This is a genomic window from Psychrobacter sp. DAB_AL43B (assembly GCF_900168255.1).
Taxonomy (GTDB): domain Bacteria; phylum Pseudomonadota; class Gammaproteobacteria; order Pseudomonadales; family Moraxellaceae; genus Psychrobacter.
Genome location: NZ_LT799838.1, coordinates 2,759,172 through 2,786,112 on the forward strand (window position 1 = coordinate 2,759,172; position 26,941 = coordinate 2,786,112).

A 26,941-nucleotide genomic window follows, 5' to 3' on the forward strand; every position below is an offset into this window, starting at 1 on the left:
AATGATAACGGCTAACACGGCAGTGCTCCTTCAAATATGGCTGAATACATTATAAACTCAACGCTTCAGAATAATCACATAAAAAACTGGCCACATTGAGCCAGTTTTCATTTTAAAAAAATAAATTATTTAGCAATTATGCTGACAATATTATAACTGCAGCTCACTAATATCCGCCACCGTCAAAAATAAAGCACGTACTTGTTTAAGCAAAGCTAAGCGATTGGCTTTGAGTGCCGCGTCTTCACTATTAACCATCACATCGGCAAAAAACTGCGTCAATGGCGCATCTAAGCTGACCAAGGTTTGCAAGATTTTCGTATAGTTGGCAGTTTCAAGTAACGGCGTGACATTCGACTGCGCTTGTTGCACAGCCTCATATAGCGCTTTTTCCGCATCCTCGGTTAATAGCGACACGTCAACCTGATCGGCAACTATTCCTTCAGACTTGGCTAAAATATTGGCAACACGCTTGTTAGAATCAGCTAACATTGAAGCTTGTGGCAGCTCGCTAAACGCTTGTACGGCACGAATACGCTGATCAAAATCAAGCGGCATGTGTGGATTAATGGCTTGTACTGCTTGAATGGTATCAACGCTGACGCCTTGCTCGGTATACATCGCCCGATAGCGGGAGTTTAAAAATGCCAATACTTGGGTAAAGGTATCGCCCATCTTAGTAATCTTGCTACCGTCAGTAGTACTATAGTTTTTAATCGCTTGCTCAACTAAGGCAACCAAGTTAATTGGCAATTTCTTTTCAATTAAAATACGTAGAATGCCAATCGCTGAACGACGTAAGCTAAAGGGATCTTTTGAACCAGTAGGCGCTTGGTCAATAGCAAAAATACCCACTAACGTATCTAAGCGATCCGCAAGCGCTAAGCAAATTCCAACAGGCGTTTGTGGCAACACGTCACCGCTAAATTTCGGCAAATATTGCTCTTCTAAACTTGCTGCTACCGCTTCAGGCTCATTATTCAGACGCGCATAATAAGTACCAGCGATACCTTGCAGTTCAGGATATTCACCAACCAATGAACTTGCCAAATCTGCTTTGGACAAAATGCCTGCACGTACCGTTTCATCGATATCAATCTGCTGACCTTGCTGCTGCATTAACGCAGCGATAAAGGCAGCAAGTTTTGCAATACGCTCAGACTTCTCCCAAATAGTACCCAGCTTATCTTGGAATACACGAGTTTTGAGGCTTTCTGTTAGCGCAAATAATGGCTGTTTTTGATCTTGTAAGAAGAAAAACTCAGCATCAGCCAAACGCGGACGTACAACCTTCTCATTACCTTCAATAATTTGATTGGGATCTTTAGATTCAATATTGGTAATAAAAATAAAGTAAGGCTGTAGCGTACCGGCTTTATCCGTCAAGCAAAAATACTTTTGATCCGCTTGCATGGTAGAGATAAGCGCTTCTTGTGGTACTTGTAAAAAGCGCGGCTCAAAGCTTGCACGTAGCGCAATTGGAAAATCAATCAAGGCCGTAACTTCATCTAGCAAACTTTGTGGCACGATAGCATCCGAGTTAACTTCATCTGCCAATGCTTTGACTTGGTTTTTAATCAGCATTTGACGCTTATCAAAATCTACCACCACTTTTAAGCCATCAAGAAGTTGCTCATAATCATTGGCATGCGTAATCGTATGATATTCAGGGCTGTGAAAACGATGACCTCGCGTTTGATTACCGGTCTGATGCCCTTGGATAGTCGCATCAATGACAGCATTATCTTGCATCAATACTGCCCATTGTACCGGACGCACAAACTCATTGCGGCTGGCGCCCGAACGCATACGCTTAGCAATTGGCAGGTTATCAAGTGCGGTTTGAAAGATTGCAGGAAGCAGCTCAGTAGTCGCCTGCCCCTCAATGGTTTGCACATAACCGACGTAGTCGCCTTTATCGGTGTTAATAGTCGTCAGCTCGCTTGCTTCGATGCCTAGACCTTTAGCAAAGCCCATCGCAGCGCGGGTCGGATTACCATCAGCATCAAACGCTGCTTTAATCGCAGGTCCACGTTTTTCTTCAGTACGATCAGGCTGCTTATCAGCAATACCTTGAATCTGAATCGCCAAACGACGCGGTGCCGCAAAAGCTTTGATACTATCAAAGGTAATGTTAGCTGCAGCTGATTGTATAATGAAGCTTTGCTGTAATGAATCGCGTAAAATTTTTAGGCTCTTTGGAGGTAGCTCTTCACACCCCAGTTCAAATAAAATAGTACTCATGGGATGCTCCTATTTATGGTTATTAGTAGATTGGTTGTTGTCTGTGCTTTCAGTTGCAACGTCTTCTTTTGGCAAATACTTATCAAGCGCAGCTTGGCGATGGGCTTCATCTGCCAATGGGAAGCCAAGCTTGGCGCGTGCCTCGACATAACCAATGGCCACTTTACGAGCCAGCGTACGTACGCGCAGGATAAAACGTTGACGTTCAGTGACTGAAATCGCACCGCGGGCATCAAGTAAATTAAAAGCATGCGAGGCTTTTAACACCATCTCATAAGCTGGCAGTGGTAAACCCGCTTCCACTAACTTATCCGCTTGCTGCTCATAAAAGTCAAACATTTGCCCCATCATTGGTACATCGGCGTGCTCAAAGTTATAGGTAGACTGTTCAACTTCGTTTTGATGAAAGACATCGCCATAAGTGACACGACCAAATTCGCCATCTGCCCAAACTAAATCATAAACGCTATCGACGCCTTGCACATACATCGCCAAGCGCTCAAGACCATAAGTAATCTCGCCCGTGACTGGGAAACACTCAAGACCGCCCACTTGCTGGAAGTAAGTAAACTGGGTCACTTCCATACCGTTTAGCCAAATCTCCCAACCCAGACCCCATGCACCAAGCGTAGGCGACTCCCAGTTGTCTTCAACGAAGCGCACATCATGCACCAATGGATCGATACCTATGGCTTCAAGTGAGCCTAAATATAGCTCTTGGATATTGGGTGGATTAGGCTTAAGCACTACTTGAAACTGATAATAATGTTGCAAGCGGTTTGGGTTATCGCCATAACGACCATCCGTTGGGCGACGTGACGGCTGTACGTAAGCGGCATTCCAACGCTCAGGACCTAATGAGCGCAGAAACGTCGCGGTATGAAAAGTACCCGCGCCAACTTCCATATCATAAGGCTGCAAGATAACGCAGCCCTTGTCGGCCCAATAATTCTGCAAGGTCATGATTAAATCTTGAAATGTCATCGGTTGAGGATTTTTGTCTTGTATCATCGGGGTTGTCGCTTGGGATGTCATAGTTTCGGGTATCATAGTTTGAAGTGTCATAGCAAAACCACTGTGAATTAGTATTAATAAATAAATCTTTGATAGCACTCGTATAGCCTATTTGGCAACGATTCTATTTGCCTGCTCACCTTACTAAAAATTGACTATTTTATCTATATTTACATGAACTAAATTTATCTCGTGGACAGAAATATTCACTAATAAGGCTCATTTACAAGCAAACTGATGCAATAAAAGCCATTAAAGCAATAGATAAAAAAATACCCAAATGCGCGAGCATTTGGGCAGGAGGAAAAGTATGTCTTGGTATCCTGATTAGTCAGGCTTTTTGTTTTTTGGGGAACGGCTATTTCTTATTAAAACCTTTTAGATTAAATCTGTTTTGCTAAGGATTTTTTTATCAAAGCTATTACTAATTACGAAATCACTGATAAGACTGACTGTTTGCTTTCGGCATAATGATCCATAAGATAATGTAGATTAAAATACCCGGTACTGCTGCACTTAAGGTTGAGACAATGAAGAATAGCAACCTGACCCACGTTGGTGACCAACCGACATATTCTGCAATGCCGCCCATCACGCCCGCTATCATTTTATTATTCTGTGACCGATGTAATTTTGCTAATTTAGCCAAATCAAATACCTCTCTTACAGTTATTTATTTTATTTCTATTTTTAACGTTAATATTTCTTTTACCATTAATGCTTTTGACAGACTTTAAAGATTTTTTATCTTCTTAACTTATGAATAAGTATAGCAATCATTTATATTATATCTGTTGAGTATATAGACGTGCTTTGTGAGTTTATGCTACTTAAGCTTACTCTAACCTGTCATTAACACCCGTAAACCCCTGATTTTAAATAGTTATTTCAAATTGTTTCAAGATTAACTTTGTTTCTCGCATCTTGCGCTTTCTTTACTCTACTTTTGCCAGTCTAGGATTTATTTAAGTTGATAAGAAGTTAGCAGATAACGTAGCCGAATCATAAAAATAAGAAAAAACCTAACTTAATGCCAAGATAATAATTTGGTTTGGCATCTAAAAAATCTGACGATATTTACAATAACCTACCTGTAAGTGGCGACATACCTTTATACCATACAGTTAAGAAAACAATGTATTAAAGCATTTATAGCTTTTAAGCGTTATCAATAGCATTGAGTATAACAATGCCAAAATAAGACAAAAATAAGGATAACTATGTACGAATCAGGATTGATGATTGGGCATTTTGAGCCACTACATTTAGGACAAATGCGCAGCATATTGGACGCAGCAGGACAAGCAAAAACGCTTCATATTGTCATCATGGCGCATCCGTCACCACACCCAAACTTCAACATCACCTTGCAAGATAAAGCGCGGTGGTTGCAGATGGCTTGTGCCAACTTACCTTTTATTCATATTCATACCACTGATGAGATTGAGTTGCCGTTACATGAAAGTTTTGCTGACGTCAGTATTGATGTGGTTGCCAGTAATGCTAAGTTACAACGTTTGACTGAAGCTTTAAATTTACCAGCTAAGACGGTATTGTTTATCGCAGAAAACCATCCATTGGCAGATTGTGTGGCACAGAGTGATGTCAAAGAGCAATTACTGATGCAAGTCATTACTACTCCGCTACAGCCTGATTTTGATTCCTACGCCATCGCTCGTGATCCGGTAGCTCATTGGTCAGCGATTCATCCGCAAGCACGTGCTGACTATACTAAGACGGTCGCTATCGTCGGCGGTGAAAGCTCCGGTAAAACCACATTGGTACACAAACTTGCCAATTATTATGGTGCCAGCTTTGCGCTTGAGATGGGACGGATTTATGTCGGAACAGACTTGGGTGGTAGTGAGATCGGGCTACAATATAGTGATTACGGACCTATTGCTTTACATCATGCCCAAGCCATTCGCGATGCCGCGAGCGTAGCAACCGCGCCCGTCACTATTATTGATACGGACTTTGTCACTACCCAAGCTTTTTGTGAAGAATACGAAGGTCGTACGCATCCTTTTGTAGCAGCCTGTATCGATGAGTTCCGCTTAGACCACACCATCATGCTGGACAATAATACGCCATGGGTAGCTGACGGCATGCGTTCATTAGGCGATCCTGACGCTCGCGGACGTTTTGAGCAGCGGCTAGTAGATATTTTTGCCCGTCATAATATCGAACCACACGTGATAGATAAGCCCGATTATGATGCTCGCTACAAGCAAGCATTATTACTTATCGACCAATTCATCTATGGCAAAAAACCGTAAAATAATAAAGATACTCGACAATCATAAATTTATAATAATATTTTCAGTCAGTAGTTTTTGTGAGTGCTTTATTAATAATAACACTACGACTGATAACCACTATTCATCTCATCTTTAGGAAAAAAACGATGCGCATTCAGCTACTAGACAATATCACCGGAAAATGGGCGCTACAATGGATTGTCACTTGGTTCATTTGCGGCGTGATTGCGTTGTCCGCAGGCTTTTGGCTGACAACCGAACATACCACGCTCGATTGGTTTTACTTAGGCGTGTCTTTCATTGGGCTGGTGTGCGTGGTCTCGCTGTCTTTTCGCAAAAACATCCTCGGCAATGGCTTTGGTATGGCAGCGACCGCCGGCGAAGTTGTCGTCCAAGCCACCTCTGGCGCGGTTGGTCTGATGCTTGCGCCATTGTTCAATTTCTTTACCCACGTCTATGGCATCTTTTACTGGTCAAAGCATACCGATGCCGATGGTGATATGGTACCCAAATCTGCCAGCAAATGGATTTGGCTGCTGACTATTGGCTTTATGGTGATTGGGCTAGCGTTATTTCCAACGGTGAATGATTTATTGGCAAGCTATGGCTATGCGGTCGTTGAAGATGACAATAGTAAATTCTTAGGCTTCATCTCTTTCTTTTGGATTAACGTCATTGCATTTGTACTGTCTATTACCGCTCAAGCAGCAATGATTCTACGTTATTCCTTTAATTGGTGGTTATGGATTCTATCCAATTTCGTCTGGTTGACCGTAAACCTGATGTCGGGCAATTATATCTTTGCTATCCAGACGATGGTCTACCAAGTGAATTCGTTTGTCGGTCTTTATGAATGGTATCGCAATGAGCAAAATCCTGTAGAATTATCAAAGCACGCACGATAATGTAATGGTTATAACGATGCGTCTAAAACAGACAAGATGAAAGGATTTGACTGGGCGGTCTCACAGATAAAATGGCGGATTGCTTAGATTAGTGCTACAACTGGTAGTTGTCAGTAGATTATTTTATTTATCTACTACCAGTCATTCATTTACTAACAGGGAGGTTAGTATGTCTCGTACTCAGCAAAAGCGAATGTCCAAACGTACACTCGAGCAATGGCTCAGTGAGTATTCTGTCAGTCATCAAAATCTAGTTAACAAAAAAATCCATTGGTTATGCGTCCCGACTATTTTTGTCAGTCTGTTAGGTATGGGTATGTCACTGTCAGTCTGGTTTACTTTGGTACTTAGTGCTTTGGTGTTGTTATTTTATATGCGCTTATCAACACCATTATTTTTGGCAATGGGAATGTTTATTCTCATTTGTCTTTCAGTGATGACGTTATTACCTTGGGGCTTTAAGATTTGGGCAGCTATCTTTGTCGTTGCTTGGATTGGACAGTTTATCGGTCATAAGATTGAAGGTAAAAAACCCTCTTTCTTTGAGGACTTACAGTTCTTACTCATTGGTCCAGCATGGGTAGCAAATAGCCTTATGGGTCGTAAAAAAGCGAGTGAATAATAGCTAAATCAGATAATAAGCTTATAAAAAAGCGGCACTTAATGTCTGATTAAGTGCCGCCCCTATAGTTAATTGTACTGCTGGTTTTTAGCGAAATAATGGCTTTTTTTAATAAGCGCTGTTTTTTCTATTTAATCCAAGGTCTGTACGCCGCCACCATTCACAAATATGGTTTGACCACTTACCCAAGTCGAAACTGGCGAGGCAAAATACAGCATAGCACCGGCGATATCATCGGCTTCACCCAAGCGTTGAATTGGCGTATGAGCAAGCATTTTCTTTTCAATCTCTGGCGTTAATACCGTTTTCAAAGCATCAGTGCGCGTTGCACCGGGTCCCACCGCATTGACGCGTACTTCAGGGCCAAAATCATGCGCCAAGTTTGCGACCATATGATTGACGGCAGCTTTTGATCCTGCATAGCCACTCATATTTGGGCTTTTATTGATACTCGACATCGAAGTGGTAAATACAATCGAGCCATAACCGGATTCTTTCATATGTGGCACGCACAATTGGCTCAAGCGCCAGCCACTAAAGACATTCAATTCAAAGTCACGGCGAATATCATCAACCGATATCTTGGCAGGGTTTTCTCGACCACCACCACCGCCGCCAGCATTATTAATCAATATATTAATACTGCCAAATTCAGCAATAGCCTTATCTACCATAGCGACTAAATCATCGTCTTTTAAAATATTACATTCGACTGCCAAACCCTTGACGCCATACTCTTCTATATCTTTGACCGCAGCCTTGGCATCTGCTAGTTTTAAATCAGCGATAACAATGTTTGCTCCAGCTTGTGCTAGACGTAGTGCCGTCGCTTTACCGATACCATTTGCGCCACCGGTGACAATCGCTGTTTTACCAGACAGATCAAACAACTCATTAAATGCTTTATGCTGAAATGTTTGCATATTTAATCCTTATAATACTTATTGGTTTATTATATATATTCATATTTATACACCCAATAAGTATGCCTGCTTAAAATTAAATCAATGTGTCAAATCATCCACATTTTGTAACGATAATATTTACTTTATTAAATTTTATCCATAAAAAAAGCCTCACTTCTTATAGAAAGAAGTGAGGCCTTAGTGCTTTTGCAAGCCATATTTGGAGCGGGAAAAGAGATTCGAACTCTCGACCCCAACCTTGGCAAGGTTATGCTCTACCACTGAGCTATTCCCGCTTAAATCGCTTCGTAATGTTTTAACTACTACGTCTCGATAGGCTGGCTATTTTAGCAAATATTCCGTGCATGTCAATAGCTTTTTTCGGTTTTCTTATGACTACGACTGTATTATAGCTACTATTAAGATAGTAATCACTGTAGACAATTGATTTTATGGTCTATTTTTTTTAACTTGGAAATACAATTATTTTTATAAATAATTCTCTTGTTGCCACTATTGTTAATCTCAACCTATCGCACTGCTCATTGAACACACTTATTGGCATCTTATAGATTTATCTTACTTACAATCCTACATTGTATTGTTACTTTTACACTATTGGTTTTAAATGGTTAACATTATTATACTTATGCTTAATGACAGTTCAGGTAAAATTTCACTGTTTTAGTAGATTGGTAGACGATAGTAGAATATGAATAATAAACTATCCTTTCATCTACTCATCTACTCTATTAATATTGATTTTGTTTAACTTTATTTTTTCCATTTACAGCGAGGACGTTTATTATGAAAAAATTGCTTACCACGACCGTTATGGCTGCTTCATTGTCGGCACTGACTCTAACAGGTTGTACTAGCACGACCAGTACGGGTGCCGTTGGCGTTGATCGTCAACAGCTGTTATTGGTTTCAAGCGAGCAAGTATTGCAACTCTCAGCTCAGAGTTATAATAAGACGATACAAGAAGCACGAGCGAAACGTTTGCTTGATACCAACACCGCTCAGCTTAATCGCCTGAAAAAGATCTCTAATCGTTTGGTCGGTCAAGTTGGCGTCTACCGCCCTGACGCTGCAAAATGGCCATGGGAAGTACATACGATTAAATCTAACGAATTGAATGCGTTTGTTATGCCGGGTGGTAAAATTATGTTTTACTCAGGCATTATCGATCGTCTCAATTTAAGTGATGATGAAATCGCTGCGATTATGGGTCATGAGATGTCTCATGCCCTACGTGAGCATTCACGTGAACGCATCTCACGTCAATACGCGACTCAGACCGGTATTGGTGTCGCAGCCAGTATTTTTGGTCTATCGCAAGGTCAGGCTGAGCTTGCAAACGTCGCTGGCGACTTAGGTCTGAGCCGTCCACATAGTCGTACACAAGAAGCTGAAGCTGATCAAATTGGTCTTGAGCTAATGGCACGTGCGGGATACAATCCACAAGCCGCTGTTACCTTGTGGCAAAAAATGCAGCGCGCCAGCCAAGGTGAGCCACCACAGTTTTTAAGCACTCACCCAACCAGCGGTAACCGTATTGCACAAATACAATCTTTGCTGCCAAAAGTGATGCCGTTATACCAAAAAGCACGTCGTTAATAGCTTATTTTTAGACATTAGATGTTGAGTTTTCAGACGTTATTTTCAATTAAGTATAGATAAAATCAATATTGACAAAGTTAGTATTGATAAAGAATAAAAGCAGAGCGCAAATTCTATATTGCGTTCTGCTTTTTTATGCTTGAGGCTAAGGAATTACTACCAACTTAATACAACGCGGTGTCGATATCAGCGTCTGCTATAATGGGCACAATCTGTCATCTAAAAATCGCTAAGCGCAATACTATAAAAGCACAAAGCTCTTAAGACACAAAACCATAAAGGATTGCTATGATTACTACCACACCTACGGCCGACGCCCTCCGTAATCAGCTACAAAATTTACAACCGCAGCATATTGAATTGGTTAATGAATCAATGAATCATGCAGGCTATTTTGACGGTAAAGAAAGTCACTTTAAACTTATCATTGTGAGTGAGACCTTTGAAGGCAAACGCTTGGTTGCGCGTCATCAGCTCGTGTATGATCGGGCGAATTCGTTGTTGACTTCACAAGGTGGTCAAATCCATGCGTTGGCAATCCATGCTTATACACCGGCAGAGTGGCAGGGTCAAAATCCTGAAAGCCCGTTATGTGCTGGGCAAAACAAAGGCTAAACAGCTATGGTTTAAACTGACTTTTTTCATCCAATAATAATGAGCCACTATAAATAAGCTAGCAAAATGCAACTTTAAGGGAAATCCTATTCAATGAAACATCTACATATGCTCACGGCAGTACTGTTGATTGCGCTGTTTTTATATCAGAGTTATCTGGCATTAAGCTCAAACAAGCAAGCGCCGTTCATGGTTAAAATATCTTCGCATATCATCTACGCCGTCATCATTCTTTCAGGAGCTGGGATGCTGGTGCAGTTGATAAGTGCCAATGCTCCCGTACAGTGGGTATTTGCAAAAGTGATCTTACTTGTAGCTGCTATCAGTGCCAGTATCAAAGCCTTTAATAATAATGCAACACCTAGCCAAAGAAAAACCGGTATTCTTATTGCTGGTGCGGCATATGTGGGCATTTTGATACTGGCCTTTAGTAAACCGGGCAACTTATTTTAATAATAAGTTTAAGATGAGATAAGCATAAATAGATATGTTGATAAAGTTGTTAAATATTTAATAATCGCTATATCTTTCAATATCTTAATCACGTTATTTTTGCTATCTTAAGTAAATGAAAATACCACAACTTAGCCTAATGGAGCCATTATGAAAACTCTTACTACAGCAACCCTACTGGCAGCCGCTGGCGTTTTTGGTCTCTCAGGCTGTGCCTCGACGGGCAATATTACCCCGCAATACGTACCGCCAAGCACGTATCAAAGTTATGATTGCCAAGCACTTAATCAAGAGTACATCCGTGTCAATAATTATGTGAACGCTGCACGTAACGAGCAATCAAGCTTATCCGCATCAGGTGTCGGCGTTGGCGTTTCCGCAGGGCGTTGGGGTATCTCACCTAATATCAGCTTTGGCGTCGGTCAAAGCAACAATACTAAAGCTCGCGATGCTAAGTTATCGCGTCTATACGGCGAACGTGATGCGATTATTCAATCAGCGCGTATTCAGCGTTGTAGCTTTGCCAATGGCGTTAAGATTTATGGTGAGTAAGCTAACATTTAAACTGGCTTAACAACTTATATACTTTCAAATTAAAAAAAGCCAATACGCGATAAACGTATTGGCTTTTTACTATATTTACTGCTTTTTAAGTTGTGAAGAATAAAATTTATGCTACGCCTTCAAGCTTTGTACCCACTGCACGATTTGGTTACTTGGTAATGCGCCTGATTGCCGTGCGACTTCCTTACCGTTTCTAAAGGCTACCATCGTTGGCAAGCTGCGAATATTATAAGGTGCCGCCGCTTGCTCATATTTGTCGGTTTGTACTTTAGCAAAAACTACTTGTGGTAGCTGACTGGCAGCTGTCTTGAACTCTGGCGCCATCATAAGGCAAGGCTGACACCAACTTGCCCAAAAGTCTACAATGGTCAATACGTCATTTTTTTGAATGACCTTATTAACCGTTTGCGCGTTCAGTTCATGCGGAGTTCCTGTCAATATAGGCTTACTGCACTTACCACAATTGGGCGCAGCACTAAGCCGTGCAGCGGGTACGCGATTGGTCGCTTGGCAATGTGGGCAGACGACATGATACGCTTGTTGGTCTTCACTCATATTGTGACTCCTATGCTGATCGTATATTTTATGAAAAAAGCCAACAGCACTTTGCACTATTGGCTTTTTTATTACTTTATCATCAAATAGCTTGAAGTTTATAGAGGTTAAAGCTTACAAGTATTAGTGCCAAGCATTTTATATAGCGGACAAAAACGGAACAAACCGGTTAACAGCGGCACCAAACCGACAACACCCCACCAGCTTTGATAATAAACACCCACTGCAATAATAATGATACCGGCAATAACACGGAGCATTCTATCGGTACTACCAATATTAATATTCATGATTGATTCCTTAATAGAGAAAATAACAATAATATTGATAAATAAACTATCAACAAGCCAATTATTTTTCATAAAGAACTGGCATTATAATGGATGGCTTTCGTGCAAAACTTTCAATTTAATATTGGCATTTATTTAATCAATAAATATTATCCTAATACGTTGATAGGTACTTTTAGATAACGCGTACCATTGTCCTCAGGCTTCGGGAAGTGGCCAGCATCAATATTGACTTGTACTGCTGGAATAATCAGCCGTGGCATCTCAAGGTTGGCATCGCGGCGCTCACGCATCTCAACGAATTCTGCTTCATTAATACCGTCTTTTACATGGATATTGCCTAATTTTTGCGCGGCAACAGTAGTGGTTGGACAATGCTTACGCCCCTTACTTGGATAATCATGGCACAGATACATGACCGTATCCTCAGGTAGGGCCAGCAGCTTTTTGATCGACTGATACAGGTTTTTGGCATCGCCACCTGGGAAGTCGCAGCGCGCTGTGCCCACATCTGGAGCAAACAAGGTATCACCGACAAACACCACTGTTTTTTCATCGTCAGTGGCAATATACGCCATATCAGCACGCGTATGACCGGGAACATACATCGCAGTGATAGTGATGCCACCAAGCGCTAAGGTTTCGCCGTCATCTGTCAAAATGTCAAATTGACTGGCATCGGTACGAAAGCTGCTATCAAAGTTAAAAATTTGCTTAAATATTTTTTGTACTTCAGTGATATGTTGACCAATTACCAATTGTCCGCCGAGTGCCTCTTTTACGTGTATAGCACCTGATATATGGTCGGCATGGGCATGGGTTTCTATAATATAAACCAGCTCCCAACCATGATCATTGACAAACGCGATGACTTCGTCGACGCTAGTAGTGGCAGTACGCCCTGACTTTGCATCGAAATCCAGTACTGGATCGATAATGGCACATACTTGCTGCTGAACGTCTGCGAGTACGTGAGTATAAGTTTCTGTGTCGCTATGTAAGAAAGAATGAACTTGCATGGCTACCTCTTTACTTTTATATGAATGTTTTAATTTTCGCTGAATTCTTACGTATAATAGATAGGTATTTGTAGTATATGAATAGACGTATTTGCTATTTATTAAGACCAATATAGCAACTATCAAACAATTTAACAATTTATATAATGTAAATAACGATAACTTGCTGTCACTTGCGCTATCATTGATAATTAACTGTCTATAACCAGATCTTATCTATAAACTCTGCACTTTCTATTTATATTTTATATAAGGAGCTCGCTCTGACTACTTCTACTTTAGCATCGAGCACAGCTGCTACCAACACTAGCGACAATATGTCCACCAGCGTAGTAGGCTTTGCCCCCAATGACCTTGCTAAAAAAATGCAACAAGCCTCACTGCAAGCCAGCCAACTATTAAAGTCTTTATCGCACCCTGATCGCTTATTACTCTTATGTCAGCTGACTCAAGGGGAATACTGCGTCAGTGAGCTTGAGCACTTGGTCGGTGTTGGTCAGCCAAGCCTATCGCAGCAGCTGGGTATCCTACGTAAGGATGAGCTGGTCTCGACACGCCGCGACGGCAAACAAATCTATTATAGTATCGCCAGTGATGATGCTTTAGCCGTCTTACAACTGCTGTACCAGCGCTTCTGTAATCAGACCGACGCATAACTTGTTAGCTTAATGGTTACTGTTAATTAACTTTCTTTATTGTGATGATGTATTGTTATGCCTTCTATCGCCGCTCGTCTGATTCCTGCTTGGTTGCGCCACTACCGGATGTCGGCTCTACCGGCTGACATCATCGCAGGACTGGTGGTGGGCGTGCTTGTTATTCCACAAAGCCTAGGCTACGCAGTATTAGCAGGGCTGCCACCGGTTTATGGCTTATATGCGGCGATTGTGCCAGTCGCCGTTTATGCGTGGCTAGGCTCTAGTAATGTACAAGCAGTTGGACCAGCCGCCGTTACTGCTATCATGACCGCCAGTGCTTTGCACCCTTATGCCGATAAAGGCGCTGAACAGTATGTACTGATGGCAGGTCTTTTAGCTTTGATGTTGGGCGCTATTTTGTGGCTTGCAGGACAGCTTAAACTGGGCTGGATTATGCAGTTCATCAGTCGCGGCGTATCGGCTGGCTTTATCAGCGGTGCAGCAGTGCTCATTTTTATTAGTCAGCTTAAGTATTTGACCGGTATACCTATCGCTGGAAACGGCTTAATCGGTTATTTATCTAGTATGCAGATGTATGCCAGTCAGTTGCATCCATTGACGTTAGTCATCGGGATGATTGCCTTCACGCTTATGGTTATGAACCGCTACGGTAGCAAGTGGGTATGGAAATCTTGGTTATCCTCCTCTTATGCTAAATGGGCAGAGCGCCTATTTCCACTTATTCTGCTCGGTATCGCTATTGTTCTTAGTATGGGCTTGCATTGGACCACCAATGGCGTGGCAACCATCGGTAGTATTCCGCAAGGACTACCAACTTTTACCCTTCCTTATGTGCCAGACTTCCCTGAAGTCCTCAACTTGTTGCCGACAGCAGGACTGATGGCGCTGATTGCTTTTGTATCAAGTAGCTCAGTCGCCAGCACTTATGCGCGTCTGCGCGGCGAGACATTCGATGCCAATCGTGAACTGACCGGACTAGGGCTTGCTAACATTACCGGCGGCTTCTTTCAAAGCTTTCCCATAGCTGGTGGCTTTTCGCGTACCGCTATCAATGTCGATTCAGGGGCAAAAACGCCACTGGCGAGTTTAGTAACCGTGCTGGTAATGATTGCCGCTTTGATAGCATTTGGCAATCTACTTGCCCCACTACCCTACGCTATTTTGGGTGCGACCATCATGGCTGCTATCATCGGCCTCATTGATATAGCAACCTTGAAATCTGCATGGCAACGTGACCGCTTAGATGCCGCCAGCTTTATGGCAGCGTTTGCGGGTGTGCTGATATTTGGGCTAAATACAGGATTGATTATTGGTTTAATGGTGTCCTTTGCCAGCTTAATTTGGCAATCGAGCCAACCGCACGTCGCCATTGTCGGTCAGCTGGCAGGTACGGGGCATTTTCGTAATATCAATCGTCATGATGTGGTGACTTTTCATAATTTATTGATGCTACGTATTGATGAGAGCTTATTTTTTGGTAATAGTGAATCAGTACATCGCCGTGTGATACAAGCTACCCAGCAGTATCCAAAAGCTCATGAGATTATTCTTATCATGTCAGCGGTCAATCACATTGATTTTACCGGACAAGAGATGCTCATTAGCCTAAATCAAGAGCTTTTAAACCAAAATAAGCATTTAAGTTTTAGCTTTATCAAAGGGCCCGTGATGGATATTATTGGGCATACTCCCGTCATTACCAAGCTATCAGGGCAGGTTTACCTAAGTACCATGGATGCGGTAAATGCATTAAAAGACGTTTAACAACGCCGCGACCTCTATATTATTAAGTTAATAATAATTATTGTCTGTGACAACCTATAGATGTGATAAAAGCTGTGTTATGCTAAATTATTATAGTGTTTAAAAACTACAGCCTTTAGGTATTATAGCCTTTAGAAAATACACTTATCTATAACGCTCTATTTCCTAGTGCCTTTCCATATATGTGACCGAACTTACTTATGACCGATGACTTAACCATTTATAAGCAAATTTATCCAAGCCAATGTATCAAGATTGCAGAGCTTGGCTACTGTTCTGTGCTCAATATTCGCCCTGATGCTGAAACAGAAACGCAGCCAAATAGCTGTGACTTAGCGCGTGCTACTGCAAAAGCCAACTTGACCTATCATCATCTACCATTTGATGATGAACGCCTGAGTATGGCAACTGTCGAGCAGTTTGCTGCCTTTTACCGTTCAATGCCTAAACCAATCCTTATGTTTTGTGGGACGGGTGCGCGCGCCAAGCTGCTTTATCAAAGTGCATTGATGCAAGGGCTGCTATAAAACTGGCTATAAAAAATACGCTAGCGTTTACATACCTCATCTTTAGAAAACTATTTATTAAGCTTAGGCTGAGACTCTGTATTTTCATGCCAAACAACTCATATCTACTATAAAAAACAAAAGGAGCTCTTATGAGCCATCAAGTTAGCATTACCGGACAAATCACCCCTGACCAAGTACCAATGATCGCTGAAAATGGTTTTAAAACCATCATTAATAACCGTCCAGATGGTGAAGAGCCCAATCAGCCGACCAGTGCTGATATTGCTGCTGCTGCTGAAAAGGCAGGTCTTGCCTATAAAGAAGTGTCCTTTGCTGGCAGTGATCTTAATCAAAATCACGTCGAAGAATTTGCTGACTTTTTTAATCAAGCCGAGCAGCCAATGCTAATATTTTGCCGTACCGGTAATCGCTCAACAGGTATTTATGAAGCAGCAAAGCGCATGGATTTGTTAGATGACTAAGGTGTCAAATAAAGATGTCAAATAAAGATGTCAAATAAAGACGTTAAATAATCGCCTCATTAAATTACTAATGATTTAAGCTATTAAACTGATGAGCCCATATCGATATATGGGCTTTTATAGTATTTGAGGCTATAGTGTTTGAAACTACAATACCTAAGATCATGGTGTTTAAGACTATTTTTAAATATTGCTAAAAAATATACCGCCACAAGGAATGTGGGTTATTAAAAAAGTCATTCAAATATGACCTTTAATTTTACAAGGAATGTTTCATGAGTAATAACGTATTAGCTCTATTGCCTTTAGCACTTGCCTACATTATGTTTACCTTAGGTACAGGGCTGAAACCTAAAGACTTTAAGGTTATCGCTAAACACCCCAAAGCGTTTATCGTCGGCTTAGTAAACCAAGTTATTTTTGTACCTTTGGTTGCTTTAGCAGTCGTCCTAGTAATGTCACCACCACCCACTATCGCCTTTGGTATCATGCTGATCAGTTTTTGCCCAGGAGGCGTGACCAGCAACATGCTCACTTACTATGCTAAAGGCAATGTGGCGCTGTCCGTCGCGCTCACTGGCGTGGTAAGTCTATTGTCAGTAGTGACTTTGCCCATATTAATCACGCTGGCTTTTAATCACTTTATGCAAGATCAGGCAGGCTCTATCAGCGCCGTAAAAATTGGCTTAGTGATGTTTTTATTGACTACCTTACCTGTGACCCTTGGCATGCTCGCCCGCTATAAATTCACCGACTTTATGGTACGTAGAAGTGGCATCTTGAATGGCTTAGCTAGCGTCTTTTTTGTCTTGATTGTTTTTGCTGCGATTGCCTCTAATTGGCAATTACTACAAGAGCAATTGGCATCTATTGGATTTGAGCTTGTCTTTATCATTGTGACCTTATTTGCGTTAAGTATTTTGACTTCTAAAGCCATGAAGCTAAGCTGGTTCGATACCAAAACGATATCTATAGAAACCAGTATTCAAAACAGTACGACTGCGATTACCTTAGCACCTATCATCATGGGTGTCAGTACTCTGCCAGCCATCGCCCTACCCGCTGCCGTATATGGCGTACTAATGTATGTGGTTGCGCTACCGGTTATTTTTCTTATTAGAAATAAGAATTAATAATAACTATTATTAGTTAAATTTAAAGACCATAAAGTGCCAGTGATATGATTTTTTCGTAGTCTCTGTCAGGCCTGCGAACAACAAGCTAGAAAAATTTATAGCAGTAGCACCTTGTGATGAATGTATCTTTTAATAAAAATATATTTACGCTAAAAAACACTCGCTCAGAACTTATATTAGTGTTTTTGAAAATTACTAAACTATCGACTGGTTAATTCCTAATATTGAGGACATAATAAAATTCTACTTATACAGCTTAATAGGATTTTTTTATGCAAAAACCGCTACTCATCATCGGCAATAAAAACTATTCATCGTGGTCATTACGAGCTTGGTTATTACTCAAAGCCTTCAATATTAACTTTAATGAGCAACTGATTGAGCTGTTTCATCCATCAGCGACACAAACACTTGATGAGTATTCTCCAACAGCCAAAGTACCCGTTTTGACTTATGGTGAAAATGATGACAAGGTTACGGTATGGGATACTTTAGCAATTGCCATTCACGTCAATGATTACCTGACAGACTTAGATATTTGGACAGGGTTAAGTAAGTCTGATACTAAAAGCAATATTAGCAACAGAAAAAACAGCGCCTATTGTCAAAGCATCGTTGCTGAGATGCACTCAGGGCTAACGGGTATTCGTAATGATATGCCGATGAATATTAGAGCTACCGCAAAGATACAACCAAGTGCTGCATGTTTAAACGATATCACTCGCATTGAGCATATTTTTGCAGAGTGCTTAAAAAATCGCTCAAAAGACAGCTATCTGTTTGGTCCATTCACTGCTGCCGATGCTTTTTTCGCGCCAGTAGTACTACGCTTGCAGACTTATGCTGATGCTTCTAGCATAGTATTAACGCCAACGACTAAACAGTATTGTCAGACCATGTTAAATAACTTGCACTTACAGGCGTGGATAGCAGCGGCTCTAAAAGAGACACGCGTTATCAAAGAAGATGAAGCAGGTGAAATACTTTCGGTAGCTGGTATATTGGCAGATTAAAATTGAATCATTGATAACGAGCCTAGTAATTATCTTTTAATGGATAATCATTAGGTTCTATATAGCCTTTGTCTTTTTGATAGTTGATGTAATAGATACTGTTTTTATAGGTTTTACCCTGATTATATCCATTGATAGTTAGTCTTAAAGGGTAAAATCCATTGATTGTTTTGCTGGTATCGATTTCTAAGTCGGCAATCCTATCATTACAAAGACGCTGCCCCTGACCACCACAACTGTCTGACCCATCGCTATCAAAACCTGCGCCAATCCAGTTTTCCATAATACCGCGACCTTTCGGCGTCAATATAACAAAGCTTGTACTTGTATAACCTTGATGCGTGTCACTATGTTCATTCATAAAGCCCCACGTATTTGGTGCAAACTGTTCTAAATCCCAACCACCTAAACCTAGACCATAACTTCCTGCATTCATAGTAGGATTGGCCGATTCAACTTGCCAACCCTTATCATTATCATTAGGCTTTAGGACAAACATACCGACTAAGCCACTATGTGCATGACCGCGTAAAACTTCTTCACCATTCTCATCGAAGCTCTCATCACCTGTAATCAATATATATAAGCGCTTCCCCTTATTCGTCTCTATGACTTTCTGCCTATCAATATCGATACAATAGCCCGTCATATATGGCTCATTGGTTAAACCATTGACTGAACCAGAAGGGGCAATCGTACCATGACACTGTAATGCTTCATTATAAAGCGGATAATACGGCTTAAGGATATCCATCACGCTATTAGCAGCAGAGGCTGTACCGCATATCGATGTGACTGTAATAACGAACGCTAACCTACTTAAGCTGAATAATACTAAATTAGATTTGAACATCTTAAATATATCCTTTAAAGCTCGCAAAATTATTATCGTTCATTTTTTATAAAGCTTAAATATAGTTATGAACGTAAATCAAAAGCTGACATCTTTCATTGGATAATCATTAGGTACTTGATAACCTAATCGGGGCTGGTATTTAATAAGGTAGACTTTGTTTTTATATACCTTATCATCCTCAAAACCGTTTATCGTAATCTTCAATGGATAAAAACCATTGATTATCGTATTCTTATTCACACCTAGTTTAGCTTTTAAAAGTGTGCAGGTACTGACATCAGGATTGCTACAACCTCCAGCTGACCCAGACCCTGCATTAGAATGTTCATACTTGGCTTCTATCCAGCTTTTTGTAATATTACCCTTATCTGGTGTAAGTAAAATAAAAGCTGACCCTGAATAAACCCAATGTGAGTCACTATGAATATTAATAAATCCCCACTTATCAGGGGCAACTTGTATCAGCTTCCAGTCTTTTAGACCTTTACCAAAGCTACCTGCATTCATCGCTGGATTGGCGTACTCCACTTCCCAGCCGGAACCTTGTGGCTTTAAAACAAACATGCCTACTAAACCATTAAATACGTGTGCCCCATATGCTTCGCTACCGTCTTCATTAAAACCTATGTCACCAATTACCGATATATATAACCTTGTACCTTGTTTGGTTTCTACCTTCAATTGTCTATCAACTTCAATACAGTAACCGTTTTGATAAAGTGTTCCTTCACCATCTGACGAACCGTTATTAGCCATAATACCTTGACACTGCTTAGCCTTATTATAGATAGGATAATATTTATCCAAAATTTCATCGACAGTTTCTCCGGCATAAGTATTAGTTACACTGAATATTAAAGATATAAAAACTAAGCATTTAACCCAAGTGTTATTTTTAATAGCTATATATTTGTTTTTCACTCTTAAGTTTCTCATAAAAATATTAACAAACATAAGTTAATCTATAAAAATTTACAAGTAGTAAATCATCAGCCACAAAAAAAGCCACCTCAAAAAAGGTGGCTTCTTAAACTAAATTTAGTACGAAACAACTTACTGCATTACTAAATATTCAAACGCTGATAATGCCGCTTTACTACCTTCACCCATCGCAATATTAATCTGCTTAAAGGGTACGGTCGTGACGTCACCACAAGCAAAAATACCTTTGCGATCCGTGCGGCAGCGCTCATCAATCTCAATCTCGCCAAAGCGGTTTAAATCGACAAAGCCTTTGACAAATTCAGTGTTTGGCACCAAGCCAATTTGGACAAAAACAGCCGAAACATCAAGCTCTTTATTCTCACTGCTATTGCGATCTTGATAAACGATAGAAGTCACTTTACCATCAGTCGCTTTAATCTCTTGAGTGGCTGCACTAGTGATGATATCAATATTTGCCTTTTCTTTGGCTTTATTAATCAATACTTGATCGGCTTTTAGCTCATCAGCAAACTCGAATACCGTCACATGCTTCACGATACCGGCTAAATCAATCGCCGCTTCTATACCTGAGTTACCGCCACCGATCACCGAGATGTCTTTTCCTTTAAAGAACGGACCATCACAGTGAGCACAGAACGCCACGCCTTTACCAATGTTTTCTTCTTCACCAGGGACACCAAGCTTACGCCACTGAGCACCAGTCGCTAAGATAATGCTGCGCGTCTCAAATGTCTCACCAGTATTTAGATGAATGCTGTAATTTTCATCAGCAGTCTCACCAATCTCTTTGACACTGACGTGCTCTTTAAGCGTGATATTATATTCACGCAAATGCTTTTCAAAGTTTGCAGATAGCTCGCCACCTGTCGTTAAAGGCACAGAAATTAAGTTTTCGATATCTTGGGTATCTTTTACCTGACCACCAATACGGTCAGCAACCATGGTCACTTTTAAACCTTTACGCGCAGTATAAATAGCAGCCGCAATACCTGCAGGACCAGCGCCAATAATCGTCACATCTTGCTGCTCTAACTGCTCAGCGTCATCGTCAGCTTCTGCTAACAAATCAGGGAACTGCTCTTGCAACTTCTCAATCAATTTAGCCGTGTCAATCAGACCATTAGCAAACGGCTTACCGTTTAAAAATACTGCTGGTACGCCTTGGATGTTATTGGCTTCTACTTGCTCTTGGAACAATGCGCCATCGATCATCTCATTGCTGATGTCATCATTTAGTAGCGCGAATTGGTTCAGCGCTTGTACGACTTCTGGGCAGCTGTGGCAAGACAACGACACGTAAGTTTGGAACTGTAGCGGTTTATTAAAACGCTTGATGAGTTTTTGAATACCGTCATCTAGTTTCAGCGTGTGACCGCCCGCTTGCAAGATTGCCAATATGAGCGATGTAAATTCATGACCGCCCGGGATACCACTAAAGACGATACCAGTGTCGGTCAATCCGCCATCAATATGACTGCGAACCGCAAAGCTGATTGGACTTGGTAAGCTGTCATCGGTTACTGTACTATCAAAATTTATTTTATCTGTCGTACCTGCAATTTTAGTCAAAAAATCAATCAACTCAGCACGCTTGCTATGTTCACCACTACCCAATACAAAGGTAATTGGGCGGGTCATATTTTCACTATAACTTTTGACTGCGTCTAATAAGCTTTTATCTATCATGTTTGTTCCCCATTATTATTGAATATGTAACGTCAGCAACTGTGCTGCATGTTTAAATTTGAGAGAGTCACGTGCCAATAATATTATTAATCGTGCGGCTTATGCCCTTTGATACGTCTATTATCAAAGGTTTGGCCGTTCTGGGCAAGCTGAAAAACTCAAACTTTAAGTTTTATAAAACAAATCATAAAACATTATTTATATTTAATTTTAAAACTACTGGTAAATAATAATCAATGATAGTCATAGTATCTAGGAATTTTTTTAGCTACAATCGAATGACGCCAATAGGAAAAAATCCTATTAGTCTTATGGCAGATTCGCTTTTAAGCGTGTTCATTAAAAGTCATATCTGCTTGTGTTAAGTTTTATCGCTATTGAGTCAAATAGCGATAAAACTTAATAAAATCTAGGTCTCAAAATCATAGAAATTCATCACAGCAATCTTAACTAAAATGCGCGAATACTCATTGCAAGCTTGCGCTTCATAACAAGGATGACAACATGAGAAAGACTGATACATGGCAAGATAACAAAGAAATTATTGCTGAGCTTAAGCAGAAAGACAGCCACTTTGCGACTATTTTTGATGAACATACTCAGCTGGATCAACACATCAATCAGCTTGAGAAAGATGTCATTACGCACGCCAGTCGCGACGAAGAAATCGAGCAAATGAAGCGGCGAAAATTGCATTTAAAAGATGAGATTTATAAAATAATTGATAAAAACAAATTACAATCTCATGCTTAAATATTTAACGTTGTAAATGTATACGTATAATAAAAACTCATACATATAAAAAGACCCCATTAGCATAAGTTAATGGGGTCTTTTGTTGAAGCTTGATTTAGTACCACTAATCAGCAACTACTGCTTTTAATAGTACTAAAATCTTAATCTAATCAATAATTGCTTAGATCTTACCTACTAGATCAAGACTTGGTTTTAGCGTTTCTTGACCGGCTTCCCAAGCTGCTGGGCAAACTTCGCCGTCGTTTTCACGAACGTATTGTGCTGCTTTCACTTTACGTAACATGTCTTTTGCACTACGGCCGATACCGCCAGCATGAATCTCAGCAACTTGAATCAAGCCGTCTGGATCTACTAGGAATGTACCGCGCTCAGCAAGACCAGCTTCTTCAATCATGACGTTAAAGCCACGAGTGATGCGACCAGTAGGATCGCCAATCATTGGGTAAGTAACTTTACCAATTGCTTCTGAAGAATCATGCCATGCTTTATGGGTGAAATGCGTGTCAGTTGATACTGAGTACACTTCTACGCCTAAACCTTTTAGCTCGTCATAATGAGCGGCCATGTCTTCAAGTTCAGTTGGGCAAACAAAGGTAAAATCAGCTGGGTAGAATAGGAAAATCGCCCAGTTGCCTTTTACGTCTTCTGAAGTGATGGTTTTAAATTCACCATTTACATATGCATCAGCTGAAAATTCTGGGATTTCTTGATTGATAATAGACGCCATGAGTGGCTCCTTTTTTGATTGATTGATGTTAAGTTAATTGAAATTTATTTATATGATTGTTTCAGTTAAGCCTTTAATTCTCTGGGCTACCTGACAAACTATACGCGAATTCTATGGTTAATCCAGTTAAAAGTTTTTAATGTGATGTTTTGTTTTATTAAACTTGTTAAACTATTCTCTCTGCTTTTTATCATCAGTGCACTATGCGTAAGTAGCTATATCTCATTGGATAAATGCACAAAATAAATAAGCACAACCAATTGCCTTAAACAGCTATTAATAGAGAGGTTTTATGATTACCTTACGTCAACTTGAGTTTGCCTTAGCCGTTGCTAAACATCGTCATTTTAAACGCGCAGCGGAAGACTGTAATATCTCACAGTCTGCACTAAGTCTTGGTATCGCAGAGTTAGAAAAGCAACTGGATACCCAGATTTTCGAACGTAATAATAAGCAGGTATTGATTACGCCTATCGGTGAAGATATTTTAATTCGGGCGCAACGGGTATTTTCGGAAGTCAATGATTTGACCACGCGCGCGCATAGCCATCAGTCGCCGCTCGCTTACCCCATGACCGTTGGTATTATTCCAACGATTGCCCCTTATTTACTCCCTAAAGTGTTGCCTGCACTACGAGCGCACTATCCAGAATTCCGTATGACCATCGTCGAGCAACAAACCGAGCGCTTGCTTGAACAAGTGCGTTATGGTCATATTGATACGGCCATTATTGCGCTACCTTATGCGGTAGATGGCTTGCATAGCTTTGAGTTTTGGGCGGAAGATTTCTTTGCCGTATTCCCTAAAGACGATGTCCATGCCAAACTTAAAACCATCAATGCCGATGAGCTAGCCACTGCCAATCTCATGTTACTTGGCGAAGGACACTGCCTGACTGATCAGACGCTATCCGTCTGTCACTTTGACCGTGCACAGATGAAATCCAGCTTTTCTGATGCCAGCTTAAATACCTTAATCCAAATGGCACTTGCTAATATGGGCACGACCTTGGTGCCGGAAATGGCGCTCGACCAATTGCATTTACAAAACCAAAACGCGGTCGCGGTGCCACTGGCAGAAAAAGGCCCGCATCGTCATATTGCCTTTGTCACTCGTCTGAATTATGCCCGCGTTGATGATGTCAATTTACTTGGTAAGCTATTTAAGCAAGCGTTTGAAGATGCCGCTGATAAAAACTGATGTGGCATTGATTAACGTGGCATTGAGTAGTATTGAGTACTATCGAAAGGCATGATAAATGACAGTTATTCATAAAAATATAGGTTAAATATGGACGAGCTTTCGCAAATAAATGCTGAGCTAGGCAATCGTTTTACGACGCATTTATCTGCTCTTACTCTTAATAGTAATATTACGCCAGCAGAAGTAAAAGTGCTCTGGCAGGATATCACGATTCGTTATAACGAGTCGCAGCGTGCTTACCATACTCTAAAGCATATCCAGCAATTATTTGGGCAGTTCGAGCAGATCAAAAACGCTCTTCACGAGCCACATATTATCGCCTTGGCACTCTATTATCATGACGTAATATATGAGCCAACGCGCTCAGATAACGAATTAAAAAGTACAGAATATGCGCTAGCAGCATTAAGATGCTATCTGAGTGACGAGCAATGCCAACATATCTACGCGCTTATTATGATGACTGCCACTCATCAGCTTAATGAGTTAGCAGGTGAGGATAAAAACAGCGATGCGGCTTATTTATTAGATATGGACTTAAGTATCTTAGGTGCGCCTTGGTCTGATTATGATCAGTACGCGCAAGCCGTCCGTCAAGAATATGCACATGTATCAAAAGCAGATTACCGCGTTGGGCGCATTGCCGTATTGGAGAAACTATTAACGCATCCAACACTTTATCTGACAGAGTATTATCACGCGCGATTAGAACAGCAAGCTCAAGACAATATTAAGCATGAGATTACTGTTTTACGTGCATCTTAATAAACAACTCACTGCCTTGACGTGCTGGGTGTGAGTTATAACAAGGTTCCATGATTTCAATGTCAAAATGAGTCGCAAAACGCTGCTGATATTCCTCTTTTGTACCGCCAAATGGTGGTTCCTGTCGCCCAAAATCCTTATCAAATAGCAAACCAACCAGCTTACCTTTAGCTTTAAGCAACGTTGCCATGTGCTGGATGTACTCATCTCGGCGCGCAGGATTTATCGCACAAAAAAACGTCTGCTCAAGTACCCAATCAAATTGATATTGCTCAGGCGATAAATTAAAAAAATCCGAGCAGATTAACTGTTCAGCTGGAAAATCAGGATAACGCTCAGCAAAAGCTTGAATCGGCGCAGGGGCAAAGTCAACCAAGGTAACATTGGTAAATCCTTGCTCATGCAAGTATCCAACTTCATAAGCATTACCTGCACCCGGCACTAAAATGGCCTGATCTTTAGCCGATTCAGGTAGCTGGTCGATATAAGCCTTTAGCGGCGGTGATACCTGACCCATATCCCAGCCAATACTGTCTTGCTCATAACGCTGCTGCCAAAATTCTGCTTGATTAACGTTTTCCATATGACATCCCTGTATATATGATAGATAATACGTTTATTTAAACGACATGATTTGTATCGTTATTACTCATCATAGCAGTCTTAATGCGATTATGGATATTATTTAGCTGAAGCCTTTAATCTAATTGACCGGTTTTACCGGCCAGCATATTATGCCAATGCTGATAATCGGGCATCGCTGTTGCAACTGTTTGCCAGAACGCAGCGCTATGATTGGCATGATGTAAATGGCACAGCTCATGGACAATGACATATTCGGTACATTCAATAGGATAAGCAGGCAGATAAACAGATAGCCAAATTCGGCGCGCACGGGTATTACAACTGCCCCAGCGCGTATGCATTTTTTTTAGGCGTATCTCATTGGCTGTCGCACCGACAATTGGTTGCCATTTATCAAATAATGAAGGCATTACTTCGGAGAGCTGTTGCCGATAATAAGCAATTTTTTCATCGTGGCTTAAAGTGAACGGCTGCGCTATACCCCACAATAAAAGTGGGCTATCAGCAATTGAAGATTCGGACGAGGTACTTTGTTTACGCTTATATTGTTCTAAAACTTGCGCATGGTTTTCTATTGCCCATGGCACCCGCTTAGCAACAGACTGTGCCGTTTGCATCGGGCTGATAAACTTGGGGACAGACACCAGCAATGTGTGTGGCTTTAAGCGAAAATTAATATTCTTGACGCGCTTTTTGGTCACCTGTAATTCAATACCTGCTTCTAACAAACGTTGAATAGCACTCTCTAATAAAGACATACTATGTTCAGGTGGTAAGCTCATGC

Annotated in this window: 29 protein-coding genes and 1 tRNA gene; 16 read left to right on the forward strand and 14 right to left on the reverse strand. The window is 40.9% G+C overall.

Translation table 11 applies throughout. The features are described from left to right. Positions 1-150 precede the first annotated feature (150 nt). From glyS to DABAL43B_RS11750, 3 genes are all read right to left on the reverse strand, one after another. Complete coding sequence (gene glyS, locus DABAL43B_RS11740) at positions 151-2,244, reverse strand: glycine--tRNA ligase subunit beta (protein ID WP_079692553.1); 2,094 nt, start codon at positions 2,242-2,244, stop codon at positions 151-153. 9 nt (positions 2,245-2,253) lie between these two features. Further along, the gene (gene glyQ / locus DABAL43B_RS11745) at positions 2,254-3,228 is read right to left on the reverse strand and encodes a glycine--tRNA ligase subunit alpha (protein ID WP_145952568.1); all 975 of its coding nucleotides are present in this window, start codon (positions 3,226-3,228) and stop codon (positions 2,254-2,256) included. 466 nt (positions 3,229-3,694) lie between these two features. Beyond that, positions 3,695-3,907 (reverse strand): PspC domain-containing protein, encoded by a 213-nt coding sequence (locus DABAL43B_RS11750; RefSeq protein WP_079692554.1) that lies wholly within the window; start codon positions 3,905-3,907, stop codon positions 3,695-3,697. A gap of 571 nt (positions 3,908-4,478) precedes the next feature. Between DABAL43B_RS11750 and nadR the strand changes: the two genes are divergently transcribed. The 3 genes from nadR to DABAL43B_RS11765 all read left to right on the forward strand — a co-directional run bounded on the left by nadR (position 4,479) and on the right by DABAL43B_RS11765 (position 7,046). Further along, positions 4,479-5,537 (forward strand): multifunctional transcriptional regulator/nicotinamide-nucleotide adenylyltransferase/ribosylnicotinamide kinase NadR, encoded by a 1,059-nt coding sequence (gene nadR / locus DABAL43B_RS11755; RefSeq protein ID WP_079692555.1) that lies wholly within the window; start codon positions 4,479-4,481, stop codon positions 5,535-5,537. 128 nt (positions 5,538-5,665) lie between these two features. Beyond that, a complete protein-coding gene (gene pnuC, locus DABAL43B_RS11760; RefSeq protein ID WP_079692556.1) occupies positions 5,666-6,424 on the forward strand; it encodes a nicotinamide riboside transporter PnuC in 759 nt (252 codons plus the stop codon). Positions 6,425-6,593: 169 nt separating this feature from the next. Then, positions 6,594-7,046: a DUF962 domain-containing protein gene (locus DABAL43B_RS11765; protein ID WP_079692557.1), complete on the forward strand. Its 453-nt coding sequence runs from the start codon at positions 6,594-6,596 to the stop codon at positions 7,044-7,046. A 131-nt stretch (positions 7,047-7,177) separates the two neighbouring features. On the opposite strand, the gene DABAL43B_RS11770 is transcribed toward DABAL43B_RS11765, so the two are convergent. Both DABAL43B_RS11770 and DABAL43B_RS11775 read right to left on the reverse strand, forming a co-directional pair. Further along, positions 7,178-7,969 (reverse strand): glucose 1-dehydrogenase, encoded by a 792-nt coding sequence (locus DABAL43B_RS11770; protein ID WP_079692558.1) that lies wholly within the window; start codon positions 7,967-7,969, stop codon positions 7,178-7,180. A gap of 203 nt (positions 7,970-8,172) precedes the next feature. Next, positions 8,173-8,247: transfer RNA gene (locus DABAL43B_RS11775), tRNA-Gly, on the reverse strand. 511 nt (positions 8,248-8,758) lie between these two features. Between DABAL43B_RS11775 and DABAL43B_RS11780 the strand changes: the two genes are divergently transcribed. The 4 genes from DABAL43B_RS11780 (at position 8,759) to DABAL43B_RS11795 (ending at position 11,194) form a co-directional block, all read left to right on the forward strand. Continuing rightward, positions 8,759-9,571, forward strand: a complete 813-nt coding sequence (locus tag DABAL43B_RS11780; RefSeq protein ID WP_079692559.1) for a M48 family metallopeptidase — start codon at positions 8,759-8,761, stop codon at positions 9,569-9,571. A gap of 291 nt (positions 9,572-9,862) precedes the next feature. Then, complete coding sequence (locus DABAL43B_RS11785) at positions 9,863-10,189, forward strand: BolA family protein (RefSeq protein WP_079692560.1); 327 nt, start codon at positions 9,863-9,865, stop codon at positions 10,187-10,189. A 93-nt stretch (positions 10,190-10,282) separates the two neighbouring features. Beyond that, a complete protein-coding gene (locus DABAL43B_RS11790) occupies positions 10,283-10,642 on the forward strand; it encodes a SirB2 family protein (RefSeq protein ID WP_079692561.1) in 360 nt (119 codons plus the stop codon). 150 nt (positions 10,643-10,792) lie between these two features. Continuing rightward, positions 10,793-11,194: a hypothetical protein gene (locus tag DABAL43B_RS11795; protein WP_079692562.1), complete on the forward strand. Its 402-nt coding sequence runs from the start codon at positions 10,793-10,795 to the stop codon at positions 11,192-11,194. A gap of 123 nt (positions 11,195-11,317) precedes the next feature. Here DABAL43B_RS11795 and trxC read toward each other — a convergent pair whose 3' ends face one another. The 3 genes from trxC to DABAL43B_RS11810 all read right to left on the reverse strand — a co-directional run bounded on the left by trxC (position 11,318) and on the right by DABAL43B_RS11810 (position 13,070). After that, positions 11,318-11,761, reverse strand: coding sequence for a thioredoxin TrxC (gene trxC / locus DABAL43B_RS11800; protein ID WP_079692563.1), 444 nt, complete (start codon positions 11,759-11,761; stop codon positions 11,318-11,320). A 107-nt stretch (positions 11,762-11,868) separates the two neighbouring features. Next, entirely contained in the window at positions 11,869-12,051 is a 183-nt protein-coding gene (locus DABAL43B_RS11805; protein ID WP_079692564.1) for a DUF2892 domain-containing protein, read from the reverse strand. 149 nt (positions 12,052-12,200) lie between these two features. After that, a complete protein-coding gene (locus tag DABAL43B_RS11810; RefSeq protein ID WP_079692565.1) occupies positions 12,201-13,070 on the reverse strand; it encodes an MBL fold metallo-hydrolase in 870 nt (289 codons plus the stop codon). A gap of 365 nt (positions 13,071-13,435) precedes the next feature. Between DABAL43B_RS11810 and DABAL43B_RS11815 the strand changes: the two genes are divergently transcribed. The 6 genes from DABAL43B_RS11815 to DABAL43B_RS11840 all read left to right on the forward strand — a co-directional run bounded on the left by DABAL43B_RS11815 (position 13,436) and on the right by DABAL43B_RS11840 (position 18,633). Next, positions 13,436-13,726 carry an ArsR/SmtB family transcription factor gene (locus DABAL43B_RS11815; protein WP_079693116.1) on the forward strand — a complete coding sequence of 97 codons (291 nt, stop codon included), beginning with the start codon at positions 13,436-13,438 and terminating at the stop codon, positions 13,724-13,726. A gap of 57 nt (positions 13,727-13,783) precedes the next feature. After that, positions 13,784-15,493: a SulP family inorganic anion transporter gene (locus DABAL43B_RS11820; protein ID WP_079692566.1), complete on the forward strand. Its 1,710-nt coding sequence runs from the start codon at positions 13,784-13,786 to the stop codon at positions 15,491-15,493. 200 nt (positions 15,494-15,693) lie between these two features. Then, positions 15,694-16,020, forward strand: coding sequence for a beta-lactamase hydrolase domain-containing protein (locus DABAL43B_RS11825; protein ID WP_079692567.1), 327 nt, complete (start codon positions 15,694-15,696; stop codon positions 16,018-16,020). Positions 16,021-16,151: 131 nt separating this feature from the next. Further along, a complete protein-coding gene (locus DABAL43B_RS11830; protein ID WP_079692568.1) occupies positions 16,152-16,484 on the forward strand; it encodes a TIGR01244 family sulfur transferase in 333 nt (110 codons plus the stop codon). Positions 16,485-16,759: 275 nt separating this feature from the next. After that, positions 16,760-17,617 (forward strand): bile acid:sodium symporter family protein, encoded by an 858-nt coding sequence (locus DABAL43B_RS11835; protein ID WP_079692569.1) that lies wholly within the window; start codon positions 16,760-16,762, stop codon positions 17,615-17,617. A gap of 275 nt (positions 17,618-17,892) precedes the next feature. Further along, positions 17,893-18,633: a glutathione S-transferase family protein gene (locus DABAL43B_RS11840; protein WP_079692570.1), complete on the forward strand. Its 741-nt coding sequence runs from the start codon at positions 17,893-17,895 to the stop codon at positions 18,631-18,633. Between the two features lie 22 nt (positions 18,634-18,655). Here DABAL43B_RS11840 and DABAL43B_RS11845 read toward each other — a convergent pair whose 3' ends face one another. The 3 genes from DABAL43B_RS11845 to ahpF form a co-directional block, all read right to left on the reverse strand. Continuing rightward, positions 18,656-19,486, reverse strand: coding sequence for a hypothetical protein (locus DABAL43B_RS11845; RefSeq protein WP_079692571.1), 831 nt, complete (start codon positions 19,484-19,486; stop codon positions 18,656-18,658). Positions 19,487-19,564: 78 nt separating this feature from the next. Beyond that, entirely contained in the window at positions 19,565-20,443 is an 879-nt protein-coding gene (locus tag DABAL43B_RS11850; RefSeq protein ID WP_079692572.1) for a hypothetical protein, read from the reverse strand. A gap of 99 nt (positions 20,444-20,542) precedes the next feature. Next, entirely contained in the window at positions 20,543-22,120 is a 1,578-nt protein-coding gene (gene ahpF, locus DABAL43B_RS11855) for an alkyl hydroperoxide reductase subunit F (protein ID WP_079692573.1), read from the reverse strand. Between the two features lie 504 nt (positions 22,121-22,624). Here ahpF and DABAL43B_RS11860 point away from each other — a divergent pair. Then, the gene (locus tag DABAL43B_RS11860; RefSeq protein ID WP_079692574.1) at positions 22,625-22,873 is read left to right on the forward strand and encodes a YdcH family protein; all 249 of its coding nucleotides are present in this window, start codon (positions 22,625-22,627) and stop codon (positions 22,871-22,873) included. 163 nt (positions 22,874-23,036) lie between these two features. Here DABAL43B_RS11860 and ahpC read toward each other — a convergent pair whose 3' ends face one another. After that, complete coding sequence (ahpC, locus tag DABAL43B_RS11865) at positions 23,037-23,603, reverse strand: alkyl hydroperoxide reductase subunit C (protein WP_079692575.1); 567 nt, start codon at positions 23,601-23,603, stop codon at positions 23,037-23,039. Between the two features lie 292 nt (positions 23,604-23,895). Between ahpC and DABAL43B_RS11870 the strand changes: the two genes are divergently transcribed. Both DABAL43B_RS11870 and DABAL43B_RS11875 read left to right on the forward strand, forming a co-directional pair. After that, positions 23,896-24,804, forward strand: a complete 909-nt coding sequence (locus DABAL43B_RS11870; protein ID WP_079692576.1) for a hydrogen peroxide-inducible genes activator — start codon at positions 23,896-23,898, stop codon at positions 24,802-24,804. A 90-nt stretch (positions 24,805-24,894) separates the two neighbouring features. Beyond that, entirely contained in the window at positions 24,895-25,572 is a 678-nt protein-coding gene (locus DABAL43B_RS11875) for a hypothetical protein (protein ID WP_079692577.1), read from the forward strand. On the opposite strand, the gene DABAL43B_RS11880 is transcribed toward DABAL43B_RS11875, so the two are convergent. Together DABAL43B_RS11880 and DABAL43B_RS11885 are read right to left on the reverse strand one after the other, a co-directional pair. Beyond that, on the reverse strand, positions 25,550-26,155 hold the full coding sequence (locus tag DABAL43B_RS11880) for a methyltransferase domain-containing protein (protein ID WP_079692578.1): 606 nt from the start codon (positions 26,153-26,155) through the stop codon (positions 25,550-25,552). The genes DABAL43B_RS11875 and DABAL43B_RS11880 overlap by 23 nt on opposite strands. Positions 26,156-26,270: 115 nt before the next feature. Next, positions 26,271-26,939, reverse strand: coding sequence for a M48 family metallopeptidase (locus tag DABAL43B_RS11885; protein ID WP_079692579.1), 669 nt, complete (start codon positions 26,937-26,939; stop codon positions 26,271-26,273). Between the last annotated feature and the right edge of the window lie 2 nt (positions 26,940-26,941).

Coding starts and splice junctions, on each gene's coding strand:
- DABAL43B_RS11850 (WP_079692572.1), bottom strand. CDS start 20,443: ATGTTTGTTAATATTTTTATGAGAAACTTAAGAGTGAAAAACAAATAT.
- ahpF (WP_079692573.1), bottom strand. CDS start 22,120: ATGATAGATAAAAGCTTATTAGACGCAGTCAAAAGTTATAGTGAAAAT.
- glyS (WP_079692553.1), bottom strand. CDS start 2,244: ATGAGTACTATTTTATTTGAACTGGGGTGTGAAGAGCTACCTCCAAAG.
- DABAL43B_RS11770 (WP_079692558.1), bottom strand. CDS start 7,969: ATGCAAACATTTCAGCATAAAGCATTTAATGAGTTGTTTGATCTGTCT.
- DABAL43B_RS11885 (WP_079692579.1), bottom strand. CDS start 26,939: ATGAGCTTACCACCTGAACATAGTATGTCTTTATTAGAGAGTGCTATT.
- DABAL43B_RS11875 (WP_079692577.1), top strand. CDS start 24,895: ATGGACGAGCTTTCGCAAATAAATGCTGAGCTAGGCAATCGTTTTACG.
- DABAL43B_RS11815 (WP_079693116.1), top strand. CDS start 13,436: ATGCAACAAGCCTCACTGCAAGCCAGCCAACTATTAAAGTCTTTATCG.
- DABAL43B_RS11765 (WP_079692557.1), top strand. CDS start 6,594: ATGTCTCGTACTCAGCAAAAGCGAATGTCCAAACGTACACTCGAGCAA.
- glyQ (WP_145952568.1), bottom strand. CDS start 3,228: ATGACATTTCAAGATTTAATCATGACCTTGCAGAATTATTGGGCCGAC.
- DABAL43B_RS11840 (WP_079692570.1), top strand. CDS start 17,893: ATGCAAAAACCGCTACTCATCATCGGCAATAAAAACTATTCATCGTGG.
- ahpC (WP_079692575.1), bottom strand. CDS start 23,603: ATGGCGTCTATTATCAATCAAGAAATCCCAGAATTTTCAGCTGATGCA.
- DABAL43B_RS11870 (WP_079692576.1), top strand. CDS start 23,896: ATGATTACCTTACGTCAACTTGAGTTTGCCTTAGCCGTTGCTAAACAT.
- DABAL43B_RS11835 (WP_079692569.1), top strand. CDS start 16,760: ATGAGTAATAACGTATTAGCTCTATTGCCTTTAGCACTTGCCTACATT.
- nadR (WP_079692555.1), top strand. CDS start 4,479: ATGTACGAATCAGGATTGATGATTGGGCATTTTGAGCCACTACATTTA.
- DABAL43B_RS11820 (WP_079692566.1), top strand. CDS start 13,784: ATGCCTTCTATCGCCGCTCGTCTGATTCCTGCTTGGTTGCGCCACTAC.
- DABAL43B_RS11880 (WP_079692578.1), bottom strand. CDS start 26,155: ATGGAAAACGTTAATCAAGCAGAATTTTGGCAGCAGCGTTATGAGCAA.
- DABAL43B_RS11780 (WP_079692559.1), top strand. CDS start 8,759: ATGAAAAAATTGCTTACCACGACCGTTATGGCTGCTTCATTGTCGGCA.
- DABAL43B_RS11825 (WP_079692567.1), top strand. CDS start 15,694: ATGACCGATGACTTAACCATTTATAAGCAAATTTATCCAAGCCAATGT.
- DABAL43B_RS11805 (WP_079692564.1), bottom strand. CDS start 12,051: ATGAATATTAATATTGGTAGTACCGATAGAATGCTCCGTGTTATTGCC.
- DABAL43B_RS11845 (WP_079692571.1), bottom strand. CDS start 19,486: ATGTTCAAATCTAATTTAGTATTATTCAGCTTAAGTAGGTTAGCGTTC.
- pnuC (WP_079692556.1), top strand. CDS start 5,666: ATGCGCATTCAGCTACTAGACAATATCACCGGAAAATGGGCGCTACAA.
- DABAL43B_RS11790 (WP_079692561.1), top strand. CDS start 10,283: ATGAAACATCTACATATGCTCACGGCAGTACTGTTGATTGCGCTGTTT.
- DABAL43B_RS11810 (WP_079692565.1), bottom strand. CDS start 13,070: ATGCAAGTTCATTCTTTCTTACATAGCGACACAGAAACTTATACTCAC.
- trxC (WP_079692563.1), bottom strand. CDS start 11,761: ATGAGTGAAGACCAACAAGCGTATCATGTCGTCTGCCCACATTGCCAA.
- DABAL43B_RS11860 (WP_079692574.1), top strand. CDS start 22,625: ATGAGAAAGACTGATACATGGCAAGATAACAAAGAAATTATTGCTGAG.
- DABAL43B_RS11785 (WP_079692560.1), top strand. CDS start 9,863: ATGATTACTACCACACCTACGGCCGACGCCCTCCGTAATCAGCTACAA.
- DABAL43B_RS11830 (WP_079692568.1), top strand. CDS start 16,152: ATGAGCCATCAAGTTAGCATTACCGGACAAATCACCCCTGACCAAGTA.
- DABAL43B_RS11795 (WP_079692562.1), top strand. CDS start 10,793: ATGAAAACTCTTACTACAGCAACCCTACTGGCAGCCGCTGGCGTTTTT.